Genomic DNA, 20,001 nt, shown 5'->3' with positions numbered 1-20,001 from the left:
CGACGCCCTGATCGGCAGCGCCGCCGATCCCGGCGAGGCCTACCGGCCCGAGGATCTCGATCCGCTGCCCCGGCTGCGCATCGGCACCGAGGCCGAGCGGGGCGGGGTGCTGGTTCCCGGCGGCCGCTACGCCGCCGTGCAGCGCCCCGGTTCCGTGCGGGATGCCTACGGCGCCGGCGACAGCTTCGCCGCCGGCGTCACCACCGCCCTGGCCGCCGGCTGGGATCTGCGGCAAGCGATCAGCCTGGGCGCCCACTGCGGCGCCGCCTGCCTCGATGGCCGCGGGCCCTACGCCAGCCAGCTGCGGCTCAGCCGCCGCTGACCAGCAGCAGCAGACGGTTGTCCTCCGGATCGGCCAGCCAGGCCTCGGCTCCGAACGGTTCCTGTCGCGCCGGCTCCACCGCCACCGCCCCCAGGGCCAGCACCACGGCGAGCCAGTCGTGGAGCACCTGCAGGGGGGGCGCCTCCCCCGCGGGGCGCGAGAAACACAGGGCCAGCCGGCCCTCGCCCCGGGGGCGGGGACGCCGCCGGGAGGGGGCGTAGATCTCCAACCGGCGATCCCCCGGGCCCAGGAGGCGCCAGTGGCTGGGGCTGGATCCCTGCAGCGGGTCCGTCCCCAGCAGGGCGCCGTAGAAGGCGGCCAGCCGCTCGGGGTAATCGGCGGCCAGCACCAGGAAGGGCGCCGGGACGGGAGGCGCCGGGGCGGGGGGCGTCATGACGGAAGCAGCCGTGGCTCGCCACCATGGCAGCAGAACGGATTCGCGGTGGCCATGGCGGTGTTGGTGCTGAACGAGGCGGAGCGGCGCAAGCTGGACAGCTCCGATGACACCCTCTTCTATGCCGAACCCCGCTTCGTGCAGCACCTCGACGGGGCCTTCCGCCGTCGGCTGACGGCGCTCTACCGGGAGCGGATCCCCCCCTGCGCGGTGGTGCTGGATCTGATGAGCAGCTGGGTGAGTCACCTGCCGGAGGACATCACCTATGAAGAGGTGATCGGCCATGGCCTCAACGGGGCCGAGCTGGCCGCAAATCCCCGCCTCGATCGCCACTGGCTGCAGAACCTCAACCAGGACCAGCGCCTGCCCCTGGCGGATGCCAGCGTGGATGCGGTGCTGATGGTGGCGGGCTGGCAGTACCTGCAGCGGCCCGAGCCGGTGGCGGCCGAGCTGCTGCGGGTGGTGCGCCCCGGCGGCCAGGTGATCGTGGCCTTCTCGAACCGGATGTTCTTCCAGAAGGCCCCCCAGGTCTGGACCGACGGCAGCGACCGGGATCACCTGGCCTACGTGAGCCGGGTGCTGCAGGCCCAGGGCTGGCCGGCGCCGCAGCTGATCGCCGAGCCGACCCGGGTCGAGGGTCCCATGGGCTGGCTGGGGGGTCAGGGGGATCCCTTCTTCGCCGTGGTGGCGGAAAAACCGACGCCGTAGGTCCTGCCGATGTCCGACTCCCACCCGACGCCGCCCCCTGAGCAGCCCCTGCCCCCCTGGCGGCCGCTGCTGCGCGGTGCCCTGGAGCGGCAGGGCCGCTCCCCCCAGGCCCGCTGGCTGCAGCTGGCCAGCGTGGCGGCGGACGGCACCCCGCGGGTGCGCACCCTGGTGTTCCGCTGCTGGGCCGGAGCGGCCAGCCTCGACCTGCTCACCGACCGCCGCAGCGCCAAGAGTGGCGAACTCGCCGGCACCGCCCCTGTGGAACTCTGCTGGCTGCTGCCCAGAGCGCGCAGCCAGTTCCGGCTGCGGGGCCAGCGGCTGCCGCTGGCTGGCGAGGAGGAGCAACGGGCCCTGACGTTCCACTGGCAGGCCCTCACCCCCCGGGGCCGGGCCCTGTGGGGCTGGCCGGCGCCGGGGGAACCCCTCCAGAGCGAAGGGCCGTTCCCCCGGGAACTGGGGGAGGAGGTCCCGCGGCCGGAGCACTTCGAGCTGCTGCGGGTGGGGCTGCAACGGGTGGAGCTGCTGGAGCTGAGCGGTCACCCCCACCGGCGCCGCCTCTGGCGGGCCGACAACAGCTGGAAGGAGGAGTGGCTGAATCCATAGCCCGCTGCGGGGGCGCGGCAGCCACGATTAACAGATCGTTACATTAGCCTGGGCAAAAGCGAGCGACCCATGCTGGACGTCCTGTTCCCCATCGTTTACGGGGTGAGCTTCGCGGTGATCGCCGGCGGCGCCTTCGCCCTGATGACCCAGAACCTGCGCAGCGCCGCCTCCACCCCCTCCCCGCGCCAGCGCCACCCGGAAGCTCCCGCCCACGGTGAGGAAGTTCTCTACGTCGACCTCAGCCGCGAGCGGCTGGAGCAGCTGTACGAGCAGGCCGGCTGAGGCGGCCGCTCAGGTCGGGAAAACGGTGATGTTTGCCATTTCCCGGTAGGTGTCATCGGCCATGGCATCGACGCGGAACGCGGTCCAGGTGGCGAAGGGTTCCGGGTCGCTGGCGGCGACCGGCCATTCGATGCGTCGTTTCTGGTAGGTGAGCCCGACACAGGTCAGGGCCTGGTCGTCGGCCATCAGTGACCAGAGGAGCTGCAGGTCGCTGCGCTGGTAGGAGACCGGCCCCTCCTGCAGGCAGGAATCGGCCGGATAGCCGGGGGCCAGCTCGAGGCTGCGCTGGTTCTCCCAGCAGAGATAGTCGCCGTTCTCGGTGGGATAGAACCAGCAGGTCTCGTTGTCGGCCTCCCGCAGGGAGAACTGGTCGAGGCAACGGACCGTCTCGATCCCCAGGCGTTCGGCCGGGTGGCCGGCGCTCGGCTGCCGTTCCGGGCCGCTGAGCTCGTAGGCGCCGAGCCAGAGGGCCCGTGGCTCGAGATGGGGCACCACCGCATCGCAGATCAGCCGCCGCGCCGGCCCCGGATCCGCGGAGACAGCGGCGGATGGCTCCTCCGGGCAGGGGCTGGTGCGCAGCGGTTCGAAAGGGTCGGCCCCACTGACGTTGGCCTGGCCGGAGCTGACCAGGTCGTCCAGGCTCGGGGGATGCTCGGCGGGGACGCGGAACATGCGCAGGGCGATGCCGCTGCGGACGCCCAGGCGCTGGGCCGCCAGGATCTCCTCCCAGGACGCGCCATCGCTGGGAAGGCCTCCCTCAGGAGCCAGTACGAAGACGAGAGCGTGCGCCATGGGGGAGCGGGGTGAACGCCGCAGACATCAAAGCCCGGATGGCAGAACCACCCGGGCCGATGCTGCGAAGGCAGGAGCCGAAATCAGCCGAGGCCGATCTGGGCAAGGATGCCCTGGCCGGTCAGGATCTCGGTGCCGAGGCCGATGACGAAACCGAGCATGGCCAGGCGGCCGTTCCAGGTTTCAGCGAAGGCGACGAAGCCGAAGCGGGTGGTGGAGTCAGACATGGGTGGGTTCGTTGCGAAACTTGAAGGGAGTGTAAACGATCGTGAAGCGTTGTGACTGTCGTCAACGATGCCGTCGACGCCCCAGGGGTTCGATCCACTCCTCCAGCACCCCAGCGGCCTGCGCCGGGGCCGGTGAGGCGGGGGCGAAAGAGGGGTCGCCCGTGGGGGCCAGACGGCAACCCAGCTGGATGTCCCCCTGGTCGAGCAGGCGGCCGAGCCGCAGAGCGGTGGCCTCCTCCAGACGGGAGAAGCGGTCCTGGCCGTGGGTGAGCCAGGAGAGCTCGGCGGGGGTGATGACGCCGGTGGACAGGGATTCGAGGTAGAGCTCGCCGACCGTCATGACTGATGTAACGGAACATGAAGACTATGGCGCGCGTCTCCGGGGACCGCGGACGGCCTCCGAGCGCATCAGAGGGCGAATCCGGAGGGACCCTCGCGGTTGCACCATCGCCGCGTTTACATTTCTTAAGACGTTCTTCGGGGGCGGGTCTGGCTGACCCGTCCTTTTTTTTGCCCGCGCTGCCCCGTTCGCCCCACCAGGATGGGGGGACAGTCGGCGAGCGGGCGGATGGAGACGGAAACGGTGCTGCCCCTGGCCGGGGCGGCGGTGCTGATCGTGATGGTGGTGGTGGGCGTGGTGGTCGTGGTGCTGCGACCCAGCGACCTGCCGAAGCGCTGAAGCGGATTCCTCGGCTGCGGTGATGGCGCTTCAGGTGGTCTGGTTCAAGCGCGATCTGCGCCTCGCCGACCACCGCCCCCTGGTGGAAGCGGCCCGGCGCGGACCGGTGCTGCCCCTCTACGTGGTCGAACCGGAGCTGTGGCGGCAACCCGACAGCTCGGGCCGCCAGTGGAGCTTCTGCCGGGAGGCGCTGGAGGAGCTGGGGCAGGCGCTGGCCGAACGGGGACAGCCCCTGGTGGTGCGGGTCGGCGAGGTGGTGACCGTGCTGGAGGCCGCCCACCGTCGCCTTGGCATCGCCGGTCTCTGGAGCCACCAGGAGACCGGCAACCTCTGGACCTACGCCCGGGACCGGCGGGTGGCCGCCTGGGCCCGCGAACGGGGGATCCCCTGGCAGGAGGTGGCCAGCTTCGGGGTGACCCGGGGACGCCGGGATCGCCGCGGCTGGGCCCGGGACTGGGAGCGGCGCATGGCCGAACCGCTGCTGGAGGCTCCCGTTGCCCTGCCCCCCCTGGAGGGAATCGCCCCCCGGGACCTGCCCACCGCCGCCGACCTGGGCCTGGCGTCGGACCCCTGCCCGGAGCGGCAGCGGGGTGGCCGGCGGGCCGGCCTGGAGCTGCTGGACGGCTTCCTGCACCAGCGGGGGCGCGGCTACCACCGGCGGCTCTCCAGTCCCCTGACCGCCTTCGAGGGCTGCTCGCGGCTCTCGCCCCACCTGGCCTGGGGCACCCTGTCGATGGGGGAGGTGACCCAGACCACCCGGGCCCGGCGGGCGGCCCTGGCGACCCTGCCTGCCGAGGCGGCCGCGGGCTGGCCCCGGGCCCTCGACGCCTTCCTGTCACGGCTGCACTGGCACTGCCACTTCATCCAGAAGCTGGAGAGCGAGCCCTCGATCGAGGTCCTGGAGCTCCACCCCGCCACCCGGGGGCTGCGCATCTCCGACCCCGAACGGCTGGCGGCCTGGAGCGAAGGGCGCACCGGGGTGCCGTTCGTGGATGCCTGCATGCGCGCCCTGCGGGCCAGCGGCTGGATGAACTTCCGCATGCGGGCGATGCTGCTGTCGTTCGCCAGCCATCACCTCTGGATCGACTGGCGCGACAGCGGCCTGCACCTGGCACGCCAGTTCGTGGACTACGAGCCCGGCATCCATTGGAGCCAGTGCCAGATGCAGAGCGGCACCACGGGCATCAACACGATCCGGATCTACAACCCGATCAAGCAGGGCCGCGACCACGACCCGGAGGGGACATTTCTGGCGCGCTGGCTGCCGGAGCTGGCCGGGGTGCCGGCGATCTGGCGCCACGAGCCGTGGCGGATGGACCCGGCCACCCAGGCCGCCAGCGGCTGCCGCATCGGCCCCGACTATCCGGCCCCGATCGTGGATGTGGCCGCCGCCGCCCGCCAGGCCCGGGAACGGCTCTGGGGCCTGCGGCGCCAGAGCGGCTTCGGCGCCGCCGCCGACGCGATCCAGGAACGGCACGGCTCCCGCCGCTCGGGCCTTCCTCCCACCGGCAGGAGGAGCGGCGGCGGCCGTCGCCGGCCATCGCGGACGGCCGAGGGTCAGCTGTGCCTGGACCTGGGGTTGGATCCGGAGAGCGCTTCACGTTCCGTTACCTGAATCGCCAGAATCTTCATAATTCTCCCCCGACCATGACCACCACTGTCCTGCTCGAGATCTTCGCGGGCTTCTTCACCGCCTTCATCGCCCTGTGGATGCTGGCGCTCAACCGGCCGACGGTCGCTGCTGTCGTGCCCACGGGCGTGGACGCCCCCGCTCCGGCTCCTGCCTCCGTCACCGCGATTGCCGCAAAGGTCCGCCAGGCCCTGAGGTCCTACCTCCTGCGGGAAGGGCGTCTCGCCAACGTCGGATTGCTGATCCTGAGGCTGGCGATCGGCGCGATGATGATCCACCACGGCCAGGACAAGCTGGCCGATCCGCAGGCGTTCGCGACCAACTACGTGGTGCCCCTGCACCTGCCTTTCCCCCTGTTCCTTGCCCATGTGGCGGGCTACTCGGAAATCCTGGGCAGCTGGCTGCTGATCCTCGGCCTGCTCTCGCCCCTGGGGGCCCTGGCCCTCACCGGCACCATGGCCGTTGCCGCCTACCACCACATTCTCACCAGCGGCTTCAACATCTACGTGCTGGAGCTGGTGGTTCTGTACCTGGGCGGCAGCCTGGCCCTGCTTCTGGTCGGTCCGGGCCGCTACTCCTTCGATGCCGGCATCGTCGAAGGCCTGCTGAAGGACAGCATCGATTCCCGGGATGCCGGCAGCGTCCGGAAGGAAGAGACTTCCGTCTTCGGACTGATGGGGGAAGGGGCCTGAAGGCCCTCCAACGTCCTTCCTGACCGGCTCCAGATCAGAACCTGGCCAGCCCTCAGGGGTTTGAGGTGGAAGGATCGGCGCCACTGGCCTTGGCTGCCGTGGCCCGTGGGGCTCCCCCCCAGCGGAACTGCACCCCGCCACCGACATCCCAGGCGGTGCCGGCGCCATAGAACCCCGCCCCGCCACGGATGTAGAACGTGGTGTTGTCCCTCAGGGTGTAGGCCAGGCCTCCCTGCAGCCCCAGTCCACTGGTCTGGGTCAGGGAGCCGGCGGGCAGGGTGGTGGCCAGGGAGATGCCATCGGTGACCGCATTGGCCGGGGCCTGGCCGAGGAAGCCGGCCCCCAGCCAGCTGAGGCGCACCGAGGGCGTGAGCAGATTCCTGCCCTGGTGCAGGGGAGCCCTCCAGGTGATGCCGATGTCGGCGGTGCCGACGGTGCTGCTGGAGCCGGGCACGCTCCAGAAGCGGTTGGTGAACCCATCGAAGACCGATGCACCGCCCAGCGAGAGGCTGGTCAGGGTGAGGAGGGCGCTGGGTTCAAGAACCTGACGATCGGACAGCCGGATCCTGCCACCGAAACTGGTGGCCAGATTGAAAGCGCTGCCGCCGACCGAGGACTTGCTGTAGCGGGCACCGATGGCGTTGGAGCTGCTGATGCCGAACGGTTGATCGGTCGTCAGAGCATCGCCTCCCAGCGCCGCACCGATGAACCAACCGGGCTTGGCGAACTGCACCAGCACCCCGCCACCACCCAGGCTGCCGTTGGCGGATTGGCCGTTGAAGGGGACCCCGAAATCATTGACGGAGCCGCCCTGTGCCTGGAGTGACCCGAAGCGGCCGAAGGCACCGATCAACAGATCGCCGATGGCGTAGTCGAGGCGCAGACCCATCTGGGCCCCGCTCACCGAGGAGGGACCTCCGGCGACACCGCTGATCAGGGGACCGCCGAAGCCATTGCCGAACACCCGAAGCCGCCAGCCGTCTCGGTCACTGAAGTAACCCCCGGGCTGAGCACTGAAGCGGAAGGCCGAGGTGGACGACCCCTCCGGCTCCGGGTCGGCGAGGGGAGAGGACTCGCGCACCTTCTGGGGCAGGGGCTCCAGCAGATCACGGCTGAAGCTCCGCCAGCCCATCCCGGCGCCAAGGGGAAGCAACCGGGCGTCGAGTCGGTAGACATCGACCCGCACGGGGCGGATCGGTGCGGTGGAGGCTGGTGCCGCCACAGGTGACGGGGGGGACGGGGCAGGCGATGGGGGGGACGGCGCCGGCGTCGGGGTCAGCGGGGTGACGACAGGAGGCAAGCAGAACTCCGCCTCGGTTCCATCGGGACAGATCGCCGCCCGGGCCGGGCCGATCGCGACCACGGCTCCGAGAACGAACGTGGGGAGCAGGGAGAGGGGAACTCCGTTTGTCCTCGCAGGGCGGAAAGGAGCAGGGCGCAGCGAAACCGGGAGTTCAGGGTCAGGACGAAACCGAAGCAAGATTTTCTGCGCTGCTTTTGAACTGGAATTCCTAGCGATAACCGCTGATCGCCGTGGCCGGAAATGCACTCTCTTGGGGCTCTATAAAGGTTTTCTATGACAGCTTTAATGTTCTTAATATGTGTTTCTTAGGCGAGGGTGATGAGATCGGGAGAGGCCTTCTCCGGTTTACTTGCCTGACAAGAGTGGGCGGTGACATAGGATCTCGCCGACGCGAACTGTTGGACAGATCCAGGCATGAAATTCCTCAGGCTTGACCTCCTGGAAGGACTTCTGGGGCATGCCCGCCTTACCTCTATGCCCAGGAGCGAGAGCCTATTTCAACAGGTCGTGCCTCAACAAACGATTGATCTGGCCCTGTCAGGGGACATTGAGCAACTCTGGGCAACCGCCCTGGTGAACGTCAACAGAATCCTCGAAGAACTACCCCTCCGGGGTGACTATGAGGATCTGCTGAGTGACATTTTCGCCACCGCTGGAAGGGATCCGGATCAGTTCAGATCCCGGGTGGTTTCCCTCGCTCAGGTGTTGCGCGGGCCAGGCCTCCAGCTGGCAATCGAACGGCGCAGCGGAGGAGAACTCTCTGGAGCCAGCGGTGCCTACACACCCAGTGATCCTGATGGGCAGCAAAGGATCTACATCAATGCCAACTGGCTGTCCCTGGCCACCTCCGTGGAGGCCATCCAGCGTGTCCTGCTGGAGGAAGTGGGCCACGCCATCGACCAGTGGCTGAACGGCCCCCTCGATGCCCGCGGGGATGAGGGTGCCCTGTTCGCCGCCCTCGTCACCGGCACCCCCCTTGGTGGGGCGCAGCGGGCAGCGATCCTGGCGGAAAACGACCAGCACCGGCTCCTCATCAATGGTCAGGTGCTGGCCGCAGAATTCGCCAGCGCCCCGGTGCTGAGCGACAGCTTCGTGGGCACCCGCATCACCGCCGAAGACACGCCCCTGGCCATCACAGGATTCAGCGTGGCCGACAGCGACAACGGTGTGCCGGCGCCGATCGCGCTGCGGCTGCGGATCACCACCACGGGGGGCACGGCCAGCCTGGCCAGCGCGGCACTCATCACCAGCGGCAGCAACGGCAGCGCCGACCTCACCCTGGAAGGCAGCCTGGCCACCATCAATGCGGCGATCGCCAGCATCCTGTTCACGCCGGCGGCCAACGCCAACAGCGTCACTACGCCGGTGGCTCCCAGCCTCACCCTGACGGCCACCGACCTCAGCAACGGCGATGGGCCCATCAGCCTCTCCACCGGGCCGATCCAGGTCACCCCGGTCAACGATGCCCCCACCCTGATCACCACGCCTCTGGTGGTGGCGGAAGGCGGCACGTCCACCTTCACGGCTGCGAACTTCCAGCTCGCTGATGGGGACAACCTGCCCGAGCAGGTCATCTATCGGATCACCTCCCTGCCGGGCAAGGGCCAGCTGAGGCTCAACGGCAATCCCCTGGTGGTGGGCTCCACCTTCTCCAGCAGCTTCGTCGGCAGCTTCACGTACACCCACGACGGCTCCCAGGTGCTGCCCGGCGGGTTCCCCGGCAGTGACAGCGATGCCTTCACGGTGTCCGTCGATGACGGGGCCGGCGGCCTGATTCCCTCGGCCACGGTGCCGATCACCCTCACCCCCATCAACCAGGCGCCGGTCGTCAGCGGCTCGATCCCGGTCTTCGAGGGCCAGCAGGGGGTGCCCATCACCCTGACCATCAGCGACGCCGACCAGGTCTCGGGTGTGCCCCCCACGGTCGTCATCACCTCCCTGCCCCTGCGCGGCACGCTCCGCTACAACGGCACCCCGATCACGGCGCCGTTCACCCTTCCCTCGCTGGCGGGGCTCACCTACGACCACGACGGCAACGACCTCAACGGCGGCTTCCCCCCGAACGAGAGCTTCGGCGTCCGCGTCAGCGACGACGGCGGCGGCCAGGGGACCAGCGGTCTGCTCAGCAGTAACGCCGTCATCACCCTGGCCGTCCAGCGGGTCAACGACGACCCCACCCTCACTGCCAACAACCCGATCGTCACCCCCACCGGCAGCACGGTCATCACCGCTGCGGCCCTGAGGGTCAGCGACGCCGACTCTCTCACCCCCAATCTCACCTACACCCTCACGGCTGCAGCGGATCCGGCCCGGGGGCAGCTGCAGGTGTTCCGGGGCGGCACCTGGGTGGGCCTGCTCAGTGGCGGCAGCTTCAGCCAGGACGACATCGACGCCGGGCGGCTGCGGTTCAACTTCGTCAATGGCACCGCTTCAGGCACCACAGCAGGCTTCAGCTTCACGGTGAAGGACGGCGCCATCGGCCTGCTGCCCGCCGGCTTCACCCAGACCCGCGACGGCGGCATCCATACCAACAGCACGCCCCAGCCCCTGCCAGTGGATCCGCTGACAGCGATCAGCTTCAGTCTCACCTACCTCAATCCCCTGGGCACCCCCAGCAGCGGCGGCGGCAACGCCCCCGCCTCCCTGCCCCCCAACGCCGCCCCCACGCTGGGCACCAACAACCTGCTCCGCAGCAGCGAAGGCGCGACGGTGACGATCCGGGCCACGGACCTGGCGATCAGCGACAGCGACAGCAGCCCGTCCGAGCGGATCTACCGGCTCACCGCCGCTCCGGCGGGAGGCAGCCTGCGGCTCAACGGTGTCGCCCTCAGCACCCTGGACGGTTTCACCCAGGACGACATCAACAACGGAAGGCTCACCTTCGTACACGACGGAGGGGAAGTCTTCGACGCCGGCTTCCGCTTCACCATCAGCGATGGCCGCGCCGTGGTCAGCAACGGGGCCAGTGATTTCCGCTTCGCGCTGCGGGTCACCCCCGTCAACGATGCCCCCACCGCCAGCGTCAGTGCCAGCCCGACCCTGCTGGTGGAAGGGGGCACCTTCACCTTCAACACGGCAAACCCAGGGCCGCTGCTGGGTGGGGCGGACCGCCGCGACATCACCATCGCCGACGTCGATGGTTCGGGGCAGCAGGTGTTCGCCGGCGCTCCCGGCAACCCCAGTCCTGGCGCCGATGCCCTCTGGGATCCCGGCAGCTTCTCCCTGGCCGACACAGCCGACCAGCGACGGCTGCGGATCGACACCCTGCCGAGCGATGGCGTGCTTGAGTTCGACGTCACCGGGGGCGGCGCCTGGACCGTGATCGGGGATGGCAGCGGCGGCAGCCTCAATCGCACCACGCTCCGCATCAGCCAGAGCCAGCTGGCGTCGGGCCGTCTGCGCTATCGCCACAACGGCAACGACGGCCCGGCGGATCTGGCCGACAGCTTCAGCTTCACCCCCTTCGACCGTTTCGACACCCCCGGTGCCCCGGTGACGGTGCCCCTGACGATCGCGCCCCTGAACGATCCGCCGGTCGCCAGCCAGAACGCGCCTCTCAGCCTGGTCGAAGGCTCCCGGGCCGTGATCAAGGGCAGCAACGGCACCGCCGGCAATGAGCCGCGTCTGGTGTACGGCGATTCCGACAACAGTCCTCTGCAGCGGCAGTACCGGATCACCTCGCTCCCCACCAACGGAAGGCTGTTCCTCAATGGCCGGGCCCTCGGCCTGAACAGCGTCTTCACCCAGGCGGACCTGGACGCCAACCTGATCAGCTACCTGCACGACGGCACGGAAACCAGCAGCGACGCCTTCAGCTTCACGGTGAGCGACGGGGGGGGAGACAACCCGATCAGCGGCGCCACCAACAACGTTCCGGGCACCTACGTCATCAGCGTCACCCAGGCCAACGACCTGCCCAGCCTCACCGCACCCGTGGCCCTGGAGGTGTTCGGCAGCGGCACCACCCCGGTGGCGGTGGCCACCGCCGGGCTGCTTCAGGCCAGCGACGGCGATCTGGACACGATCGGGAGCGGAGAAACCGATCTGCTGCGGATCGAAGCCCAGCTGCTCGATGGGGCCAATGCGGTGGTGCCCTCCGGGCTGATCTCCTTCACCTCCCCCAACCCCACCTCGTTACGGGCGTTCCTGAGCGGCAAGGGCAGCAACAGCCTGGTGGTGCAGGGCAGCCGCAGCGAGATCAATGCGGTGCTCGCCAGCCTCACGGTGGCCTTCGGCGCCGACCTGGACGCCAGCACCCTCAAGCTGCGCGTCAGCGTCGACGACCGCCTCTACAGCGCCGCGGGCGTGCTGGGGGTGGGGGCCAACGGTGGCCCGGTGAACCAGAACGATGGGGCCGGCAATCCGGTGCACATTGGCGCCGCCAACAACCGGATCAGCCGCGACATCGCCCTGACGGCCTCCAACCTCAACGATCTGCCCACGATCACCAACCCCACGCTCTTCAGCGTCAATGAAGACGCCAGCGTCACCCTGGGCGGCTTCCTGCTGGCCGACGCCGACAGCTTCGGCCGCAACGTGACCGTGCAGGTGCAGCTGTTCCGCGATGCCGGCGGCACGGTGCTGGCCAATGCCGCCACCGAAGGGCGGCTGCTGCTGGGGGCCATCGCCGGCCTGAGCACCGCCGCCGGCGACGGCACCAACACGATCACCCTCACCGGTCCGCTGACGGCGGTGCAGACCGCCCTCAACCTGCTGCGCTTCCAGGGGGCCCCCGACTTCAACGGCGCCGGCAGTGGCCTGGGCAACCTCTACCTGCGCACCAGCCTCACCGATTTCGGCCACGCCAATGTCCCCGCCGGCAACCGGGTGTCCGTCGACAACGGCGTGCGCATCACGCCGGTCAACGATGCGCCGGTGCTGGCGGTTCCCGTCAACACCGTTATCGCCAGCGGCACCTTCATCAACATCAGCAGCGGCTTCGCCGTCCAGGACACGAGGGACACCAGCCAGGGAGCCACCGATGACATCCGGGTGACCCTGAGCGCCAGCGACGGCGCCACCCCCTACGGCACCCTGCTGATCCAGAACGCCAACGGCGCCACCCTCACCACCAACGGCACGGCCAGCGTGCAGGTGCGGGGCACCCGGGCCCAGGTGCAGGCGGCCCTGAACACACTCCGCTACACCCCGGCCAACCCGAACGTGGATCGGGTGGTGACGATCACCGCCACCGCCTTCGATTTCGACAACGGGGCCGAAACCGTGGGGGTGATCGGAAACAACTCCGCCACCGGCGCGTTCACCATCAACGTGTCCTCCACCAACGAGGCACCGGTGCTGACGGTGCCCGCGAACCGCAGCGTGGTCGAGGACAGCAGCGCCAACGGCTTCACCGGCGCCAACCTGATCAGCTTCACCGACGCCGACGACTTCGGTGCCCTCGGGCGGCTCACCGTGGCTGCCAACCGCGGCACCATCAACCTGGTCACCCGCACGGGACTGACCGTGACGGCAGGCAATTACGGCACCGGTTCGGTGACCGTGACCGGCACCAAGGCCAACCTCAACGCGGCCCTGGCTTCGCTCACCTACACCCCCACGGCCAACTTCCACGGCAACGCCACGCTCACCGTGACCGTCAACGACCTGGGCAGCACCGGCAGCGGCGGCGCCCGGCAGGACGTGAAGACCGTGGCCCTGACGGTGACGCCGCTCAACGACCAGCCCGTCACCACCACCAACGTCGTCCTCCCCGCCGTCAGCGAGGACGTCGCCGCCCCCGCCATCCCCGGCACCGCCCTCAGCACCCTGGCCTTCGGCTACGCCGACACCACAGACAACCAGACCGCCAGCGGCGGCGGCAACACCGCCACCCCGTTCTCCTTCCTCGCCGTCGTCGGCTCCACGGGCTATACCCCCGCCCAGGGCGTCTGGCAGATCTCCACCGCCGTCTCGCCCAACCCCGCCCTGCCCGGCGACTGGATCAACCTGCCCAGCTCGGGCCTCTCCACCGGCGCCGCTCTTGTGTTCAGTGCCGCCAGCCGGGTCCGCTTCCTCCCCGCCGCCAACTTCCACGGCACCCCCGGCCGCCTCCTGGTGCGTCTTGCTGATGCCAGCGCCCCCCTCACCGCCAGCGTTTCGGCCACCAGCACCTTCAACCTCGCCACGGCCGGCGGCACCACCAGCACCGGTGCCTGGAGCGCCGTCAACCGCACCATCGGCACCAGCGTCACCAACGTCAACGACCGGCCCACCGCCAGCGCCGCCAGCCTCGCCGCCACCACCGAGGACAACCCCAACCCTCCCGGCGCCACCATCGCCGCCCTCGGTTTCGGCTTCAGGGATACGGCCGACGACCAGCGCAGCGTCACCGGCGGCGCCAATGCCGCTTCCGCCTTCGGCGGCATCGCCATCACCGGCAACGCCGCCACCGCCGCCCAGGGCGTCTGGCAGTACAACCTCAACGCCGGAGCCGGCTGGGTCACCATCGCCTCCCCCTCCGAGAGCGCCGCCCTGCTGCTTCCCACCTCCGCCTCGCTCCGCTTCCTCCCCAGCAGCCCCAACTTCAACGGCACCCCGGGCGGTCTCAGCCTCCGCGTCGCCGACACCCCCCTGGCCTTCAGCGCCGCCACCAACCTCACCCCCCTGCTCGGTCCCACCGGCCGCTACTCCGACCCCACCTCCCTCAACACCAGTGTCACCCCCGTCAACGACGTGCCGGCCTTCACCAGGGGGCCGGATCAGACCCTGCTGGAGGACGCCGGGGCCCAGAGCGTGGCCGGCTGGGCGACGGGCCTGAGCCGCGGCGGCGGCAGCGATGAAGCCGGTCAGGGCGTCAGCTTCCTGGTCACCAACAACAACAACGCCCTGTTCAGCGTCCAGCCCACCATCGACGCCAGCGGGCGTCTCACCTACACCCCGGCGACCAATGCCACCGGCACGGCCACCGTTTCGGTGCGCGTTCGCGACAGCGGCGGCACCGCCAACGGCGGCATCGACACCAGTGCCATCCAGACGTTCCTGATCTCGGTGACGCCGGCCAACGACGACTTCACCGACGCCAACGAAACCCGCTCCATCGCCGAGGACAGCGGCACCACCACCGGCAGTCTCCTGAGCGGCACCTCCAGTCCCGATGGTCCGGTTTCGATCGCCTCCTTCTCCATCGCCGGCCAGAGCGGTCCCTTCCCCCTCGGCAGTCCCGTCACCATCGCCGGGGTCGGCAGCCTCACCATCGCCGCCAACGGCTCCTATGCCTTCACGCCGGCCGCCAACTACAACGGCCCGGTTCCGCTGATCTCCTACGCCGTCACCGACGGCTCTGGTGCCAACGACACCTCCACCCTCACCATCACCGTCACGCCGGTCAACAACGACTTCAGCGACGCCAACGAAACTCTCTCCATCGCCGAGGACAGCGGCACCACAACGGGCAATCTCCTCGCCGGCACCACCAGTCCCGATGGCCCGGTCGCGATCGCTTCCTTCTCCATCGCCGGCCAGAGCGGTCCCTTCCCCCTCGGCAGTCCCGTCACCATCGCCGGGGTCGGCAGCCTCACCATCGCCGCCAACGGCTCCTATTCGTTCACGCCGGCCGCCAACTACAACGGCACCGTTCCCCTGATCTCCTACGTCGTCACCGACGGCTCAGGGCCCAACGATTCCTCCTCCCTCGCCATCACCGTCACGCCGGTCAACGACGACGTCAGCGACGCCAACGAAACCCTCTCCATCGCCGAGGACAGCGGCACCACCACCGGCAATCTCCTCGCCGGCACCACCAGTCCCGATGGCCCGGTCTCGATCGCGTCCTTTTCCATCTCCGGCCAGAGCGGTCCCTTCACCCTCGGCAGTCCCGTCACCATCGCCGGGGTCGGCAGCCTCACCATCGCCGCCAACGGCTCCTATTCCTTCACGCCGGCCGCCAACTACAACGGCCCGGTTCCCCTGATCTCCTACGTCGTCACCGACGGCTCCGGTCTCAACGACTCCTCCACCCTTTCGATCACCGTCACGCCGGTCAACGACGATTTCAGCGACGCCAACGAAACCCTCTCCATCGCCGAGGACAGCGGCACCACCACCGGCAATCTCCTCGCCGGCACCTCCAGTCCCGATGGCCCGGTTTCGATCGCTTCCTTCTCCATCGCCGGCCAGAGCGGTCCCTTCCCCCTCGGCAGCCCCTTCACCATCGCTGGCGTCGGCAGCCTCACCATCGCCGCCAACGGCTCCTATTCCTTCACGCCGGCCGCCAACTACAACGGCCCGGTTCCCCTGATCTCCTACGTCGTCACCGACGGTTCCGGCCTCAACGATTCCTCCACCCTTTCGATCACGGTCACACCGACGAACGACCCGCCCGTCAACACCGTCCCAGCGGGCCAGAGCATCGATGAAGAGACCTCCCTTCTCTTTACCGGGGCGAATGTCATTTCCGTCAATGATGTCGATGGCAATCTCGCCAGCACGCGATTAACGGTTGCCAACGGCATCCTGACCATTGGCGCCCTCAACGGTGCCACCATCAGCAATGGGGGCAATGGCACCAGCAGCCTCACCCTCAGTGGCAGCCAGGCCCAGATCAATGCCGCTCTCGCCACCCTCTCTTATCTGCCCAACCCCAACTTCAACGGCGCCGATACCCTCACCGTTCTCTCCACCGACAGTGGCGCCACACCCCTCTCGGACGCCGACACCGTCGCCATCACCGTGACGCCGGTCAACGACGACTTCAGCGACGCCAACGAAACCATCTCCATCGCCGAGGACAGTGGCACCACCACCGGCAATCTCCTCGCCGGCACCACCAGTCCCGATGGCCCGGTTTCGATCGCTTCCTTCTCCGTCGCCGGACTGAGCGGTCCCTTCACCCTCGGCAGCCCCGTCACCATCGCCGGGGTCGGCAGCCTCAGCATCGCCGCCAACGGCTCCTATTCCTTCACGACGGCCGCCAACTACAACGGCCCGGTTCCGCTGGTCACCTACGCCGTCACCGACGGTTCCGGTGCCAACGACGCCTCCACCCTTTCGATCACCGTCACGCCGGTCAACGACGACTTCAGCGACGCCAACGAAACCATCTCCATCGCCGAGGACAGCGGCACCACAACGGGCAATCTCCTCGCCGGCACCACCAGTCTCGATGGCCCGGTTTCGATCGCGTCCTTCTCCATCGTCGGCCAGAGCGGTCCCTTCCCCCTCGGCAGCCCCATCACCATCGCCGGGGCCGGCAGCCTCACCATCGCCACCGACGGCTCCTATTCCTTCACGCCTGCCGCCAACTACAACGGCCCTTTCCCCCTGATCTCCTACGCCGTCACCGACGGCTCCGGTGCCAACGACGCCTCCACCCTCGCCATCACCGTCACGCCGATCAACGATCCGCCGGTGGCCACCGACGACGTCTTCGGCGGACCGATCCGACCCGCAGCCGGCACCACCGCGTCGGTCAACGTCACCGACAACGACAGCGACCTCGATTCCCCCCTGGATCCCGCTTCGATCACGATCGTGGGAAGTGCAGGGCCCGGCCAGTCGCTCCTGGTGGCCGGGGAAGGCACCTGGAGCGTCAACACCGCCACCCAGGAGATCAGCTTCACCCCAGCGAGCGGCTTCGTCGGCGATCCCACCCCGATCCAGTACACGATCAGGGACCTGCAGGGAGCCATCAGCAATCCGGCCACGGTGACCATCGACTACGACAACCTGGCCATCTCGCCCAACCCTCCGGTTCCGGCACCACGGCACGTCGACTTCTACCTGCTGCTCGACAGCTCCACCTCAATGAAGGGCAGCGACCCCAGCGGCGTCTCCCGGATCGAGGCCCAGAACCGGCTGGCCTTCGAAACCCTCAAATCGGCCCTGGCCGCTGCCGGCTACGGCTACACCCTCAAGGGCAGCAACACCTTCCAGCCCTTCCTCGATGACACCAATCTGACGAGCAGCCAGACCCTGGCCACCGACATCCTCAACTACGAACTGGTGGACGACCCCACCGATGGCAGCAGCACCAACGCCAGGTCGATCACGATCCACACCATCGATTTCGGCTATCTGGTCAGCCACAGCGAGGTCACCTTCACCGGCAGCAATCCCAACTTCGGCGAACTGCTGGCCCGGGATGTGCTCCTCACCCAGACCCCCGACATCACCTACGGGGCCACCACCAGCCCCGACTGGATCGCCCGCGGTCTGCCGGCGCCCAACTCCCTGGATGCTTACACCGCCCCCGGCACCAACGGCAACCGCTACAGCGGCACCGAGATGCTCGGGGCCCTGGTGGCCCTCGACCGGCTGCTCGTGAAGGAACTGCCCAACGTCGCCCTCGACACGATCGTGTCGGTGGCGATGATCACCGACGGCCGCCCCGAACGGCGCCCCTGGTGGGACAACCGGCCCGACTTCGGCCAGGGCTGGACCGGCACCAACGTTCCCCTGCCCACCAGCTCGTGGCTCGACGGCGATCCGATCCTCAGCTCGGGCCTGCGCTACACCAGCAGCGGCACCCCGATCCGGGTGCCGACGGCCGCCGGCGTCGACATCTGGGGCCAGGCCCAGACCTCCCTCAACAACACCCTCGACACCGTGGCCGCCAGGGCCGGCGCCAGCAACGTGAACGTGCTGGCGATCGGCATGGGCGACGGGGGGATCTCCAACTGGAACGCCATCTATACCGACCTGTTCACCAACCAGACCTTCGATGCCAGCCGCAGCTGGAACTACCAGTTCTCCACCTCCGGCCAGCTGCCGCAGCTGTCGGGGTGAGCCGCCATTGCGCCCATCCCCCCGGTGACGGCAGGCTGGAAGCCATTCGTCCCGATGGCCATGACCCGCGAGCACGATCCCTTCCGCATTCCTCGCGCCGGCTGGGAGGCCGCCCCCCTGGCGGGGCTGGCCTCGGTGGATCTCAACCGCAACGGCGGCGCCTTCAGCGGCGGTGAATTCGTCTCGGAATCCACCGTCGGCGGCGTGCTGCTCTACGCGACCTACCAGGCCCTGCTCAGCGCCCTGCGCACCGAGGCCCTGCGCAAGCGGGGCGAGATCGACCGACTGACCCAGGTGCGGCTGGTGCTGGCCACGAGCCTGGAATCCGCCAAAACCGGTGTGGCGGTGGGGGCCGTGCTCTCGGTGGTGCTGCTGGTGTTCCCCTGGCTGGCGGCGCCGATGGCCCTGGTGGGGGTGGTCGGGACGGCCAAGGCCTCCCTCGACCTGTTCCATGCCTTCTGGGATGGCCTCGACGCCGAGCAGAAGCTGCAGGTCACCATCGCCGCCCACGAGGCGGGTGTGAACCTGCGCCGCTTCTTCAGCAACGCCGGCGAGGGTCTGGGGCCGGTGGCGGGCTGAGCGAGGCCCCCTTAGCGCCCCCCCTCAACGCCCACCCCCGAACAGCTGCTGCAGCAGCCCGCCCAGGGCCTGGCCCAGGGCTTCGCTGTCGCTGCCCTGCACCATCTGGCCATTGGCATCCACGGGCTGGAGGGCCTGGTTGAGCTGGGTCGTGGTCGCCGTCGTCGTGCTGCGGAAGCCCAGGTTGAAGACGCTGGCCCAGCCCAGCTGGATGTCGGAGCGGTACTGGTCGGCGTTGACCCTCGACTGCACGGCGGCCGCCGAGCCGTTGGGCATCTGGATGCTCCAGGGCCCGTTGCCCTGGGCGGTGAAGCGGAGCGTGCGCAGCGGGTTCGAGGCCGGCAGCCTGTCGAAGGTGAAGGCCAGGGTCTTGGAGCCGTTGGTGTTGTTCTGGACGATCTCGTAACGGCAGGTGCCGTTGTAGATGGAGATCCCGGCGTTGGTCCAGGTGCAGGTGCCGCTCTGGCGGGTGCGGGTGAACGGCGCCTGGAAGCTGTTGGAGGGGGGCTGGCCCGTGGCCGTGCCGCCGCCAGGCCCCCAGGTGGAACCGGCACCGCCGATCACCGTGCCCTGGCCGCCCGGGATGCCGGAGCCGGCACCGGCGCCGAACACCCAGGGGTTCAGCCGTGGGTCGAAGCTGGTGCGCTGGCGGTTCGTCCAGCAGCCGCGCAGGTTGAAGTTGCAGTAGCGGCCGTCGGCGAAGGTGACGTCGACCAGGGGATTGTTGACCAGATTGTTCTCAAGGGTGCGGCGCGCCCGGCGTCCGAATTCCCGCTCCGTCTCGACCAGGGCGGCCCCGCTGGCGTTGAAGCAGACGCTGACGGAGCTGTCGCAGATCACCCCCTGCACCGGAAAGGACAGGGTTCGGTTGCCGGGCTGGCCGTAACCGGCGCCGCCGGATCCACCGCCGCCGCCCCATGGCGTGGTCTGCACCGGCGTCTGCTGGCTCGGGGCGCCCCAGGGATTGCCCTGGGCCCGTGCCTCCGGTGCCGCCACGGCCAGGGCAACCAACAGCAGCGAGGCCTGGCTGAAGAATCCGGTGACAAATCTGTTCATCAATCCTGG

General features: G+C 69.1%; 13 protein-coding genes and 1 pseudogene. 8 read left to right on the top strand and 6 right to left on the bottom strand.

All coding sequences use genetic code 11. The features are described 5' to 3' along the window. The coding region (locus tag CJZ86_RS01520; protein ID WP_233133765.1) for a PfkB family carbohydrate kinase at window positions 1–322 on the top strand (322 nt) is incomplete at its 5' end. Here CJZ86_RS01520 and CJZ86_RS01515 read toward each other — a convergent pair. After that, the gene (locus CJZ86_RS01515; protein WP_094584185.1) at window positions 309–716 is read right to left on the bottom strand and encodes a VOC family protein; all 408 of its coding nucleotides are present in this window, start codon (window positions 714–716) and stop codon (window positions 309–311) included. The genes CJZ86_RS01520 and CJZ86_RS01515 overlap by 14 nt on opposite strands. Window positions 717–770: 54 nt before the next feature. On the opposite strand from CJZ86_RS01515, the gene CJZ86_RS01510 reads away from it, so the two are divergent. The 3 genes from CJZ86_RS01510 to CJZ86_RS01500 all read left to right on the top strand — a co-directional run bounded on the left by CJZ86_RS01510 (window position 771) and on the right by CJZ86_RS01500 (window position 2,309). Further along, window positions 771–1,424, top strand: a complete 654-nt coding sequence (locus CJZ86_RS01510; RefSeq protein WP_094584184.1) for a methyltransferase domain-containing protein — start codon at window positions 771–773, stop codon at window positions 1,422–1,424. Window positions 1,425–1,433: 9 nt separating this feature from the next. After that, a complete protein-coding gene (locus tag CJZ86_RS01505) occupies window positions 1,434–2,027 on the top strand; it encodes a pyridoxamine 5'-phosphate oxidase family protein (protein WP_094584183.1) in 594 nt (197 codons plus the stop codon). A 69-nt stretch (window positions 2,028–2,096) separates the two neighbouring features. After that, window positions 2,097–2,309: a hypothetical protein gene (locus tag CJZ86_RS01500; protein WP_094584182.1), complete on the top strand. Its 213-nt coding sequence runs from the start codon at window positions 2,097–2,099 to the stop codon at window positions 2,307–2,309. Between the two features lie 9 nt (window positions 2,310–2,318). Here the strand turns inward: CJZ86_RS01500 and CJZ86_RS01495 are convergent, their stop codons facing one another. The 3 genes and pseudogenes from CJZ86_RS01495 to CJZ86_RS01485 form a co-directional block, all read right to left on the bottom strand. Continuing rightward, entirely contained in the window at window positions 2,319–3,101 is a 783-nt protein-coding gene (locus tag CJZ86_RS01495) for a hypothetical protein (protein WP_094584181.1), read from the bottom strand. Window positions 3,102–3,184: 83 nt separating this feature from the next. Next, window positions 3,185–3,340 (bottom strand): annotated as a pseudogene (locus CJZ86_RS01490) (CAB/ELIP/HLIP family chlorophyll-binding protein); the annotation flags it as partial. A gap of 49 nt (window positions 3,341–3,389) precedes the next feature. Next, on the bottom strand, window positions 3,390–3,668 hold the full coding sequence (locus CJZ86_RS01485) for a PM-15 family protein (protein WP_094584180.1): 279 nt from the start codon (window positions 3,666–3,668) through the stop codon (window positions 3,390–3,392). 361 nt (window positions 3,669–4,029) lie between these two features. Between CJZ86_RS01485 and CJZ86_RS01480 the strand changes: the two genes are divergently transcribed. Then, the gene (locus CJZ86_RS01480) at window positions 4,030–5,622 is read left to right on the top strand and encodes an FAD-binding domain-containing protein (RefSeq protein WP_094584179.1); all 1,593 of its coding nucleotides are present in this window, start codon (window positions 4,030–4,032) and stop codon (window positions 5,620–5,622) included. Window positions 5,623–5,654: 32 nt separating this feature from the next. Next, complete coding sequence (locus tag CJZ86_RS01475; RefSeq protein WP_094584178.1) at window positions 5,655–6,329, top strand: DoxX family protein; 675 nt, start codon at window positions 5,655–5,657, stop codon at window positions 6,327–6,329. A 52-nt stretch (window positions 6,330–6,381) separates the two neighbouring features. On the opposite strand, the gene CJZ86_RS01470 is transcribed toward CJZ86_RS01475, so the two are convergent. Next, window positions 6,382–7,692, bottom strand: a complete 1,311-nt coding sequence (locus CJZ86_RS01470) for a hypothetical protein (RefSeq protein WP_143594005.1) — start codon at window positions 7,690–7,692, stop codon at window positions 6,382–6,384. A 624-nt stretch (window positions 7,693–8,316) separates the two neighbouring features. On the opposite strand from CJZ86_RS01470, the gene CJZ86_RS01465 reads away from it, so the two are divergent. Together CJZ86_RS01465 and CJZ86_RS01460 are read left to right on the top strand one after the other, a co-directional pair. After that, the gene (locus CJZ86_RS01465; RefSeq protein WP_158219478.1) at window positions 8,317–18,357 is read left to right on the top strand and encodes a tandem-95 repeat protein; all 10,041 of its coding nucleotides are present in this window, start codon (window positions 8,317–8,319) and stop codon (window positions 18,355–18,357) included. A gap of 60 nt (window positions 18,358–18,417) precedes the next feature. After that, window positions 18,418–18,936 carry a hypothetical protein gene (locus CJZ86_RS01460; RefSeq protein ID WP_094584175.1) on the top strand — a complete coding sequence of 173 codons (519 nt, stop codon included), beginning with the start codon at window positions 18,418–18,420 and terminating at the stop codon, window positions 18,934–18,936. 24 nt (window positions 18,937–18,960) lie between these two features. Here the strand turns inward: CJZ86_RS01460 and CJZ86_RS16885 are convergent, their stop codons facing one another. After that, window positions 18,961–19,992, bottom strand: a complete 1,032-nt coding sequence (locus CJZ86_RS16885; RefSeq protein WP_094584174.1) for a YcgJ family protein — start codon at window positions 19,990–19,992, stop codon at window positions 18,961–18,963. Window positions 19,993–20,001: the final 9 nt, after the last annotated feature.

The sequence above is a fragment of the Synechococcus sp. BO 8801 genome (assembly GCF_002252675.1).
In the GTDB taxonomy this organism is placed as follows: Bacteria; Cyanobacteriota; Cyanobacteriia; order PCC-6307; family Cyanobiaceae; genus Cyanobium.
Note: the sequence above shows the minus strand (reverse complement) of the source record. Positions and strands in the feature narration are given on the sequence as shown.

What these genes read in the sequence shown, in the direction of transcription:
- CJZ86_RS01505 (WP_094584183.1), top strand. Translation starts at nt 1,434, where the DNA reads ATGTCCGACTCCCACCCGACGCCGCCCCCTGAGCAGCCCCTGCCCCCC.
- CJZ86_RS01485 (WP_094584180.1), bottom strand. Translation starts at nt 3,668, where the DNA reads ATGACGGTCGGCGAGCTCTACCTCGAATCCCTGTCCACCGGCGTCATC.
- CJZ86_RS01475 (WP_094584178.1), top strand. Translation starts at nt 5,655, where the DNA reads ATGACCACCACTGTCCTGCTCGAGATCTTCGCGGGCTTCTTCACCGCC.
- CJZ86_RS01500 (WP_094584182.1), top strand. Translation starts at nt 2,097, where the DNA reads ATGCTGGACGTCCTGTTCCCCATCGTTTACGGGGTGAGCTTCGCGGTG.
- CJZ86_RS01495 (WP_094584181.1), bottom strand. Translation starts at nt 3,101, where the DNA reads ATGGCGCACGCTCTCGTCTTCGTACTGGCTCCTGAGGGAGGCCTTCCC.
- CJZ86_RS16885 (WP_094584174.1), bottom strand. Translation starts at nt 19,992, where the DNA reads ATGAACAGATTTGTCACCGGATTCTTCAGCCAGGCCTCGCTGCTGTTG.
- CJZ86_RS01515 (WP_094584185.1), bottom strand. Translation starts at nt 716, where the DNA reads ATGACGCCCCCCGCCCCGGCGCCTCCCGTCCCGGCGCCCTTCCTGGTG.
- CJZ86_RS01510 (WP_094584184.1), top strand. Translation starts at nt 771, where the DNA reads ATGGCGGTGTTGGTGCTGAACGAGGCGGAGCGGCGCAAGCTGGACAGC.
- CJZ86_RS01460 (WP_094584175.1), top strand. Translation starts at nt 18,418, where the DNA reads ATGACCCGCGAGCACGATCCCTTCCGCATTCCTCGCGCCGGCTGGGAG.
- CJZ86_RS01480 (WP_094584179.1), top strand. Translation starts at nt 4,030, where the DNA reads ATGGCGCTTCAGGTGGTCTGGTTCAAGCGCGATCTGCGCCTCGCCGAC.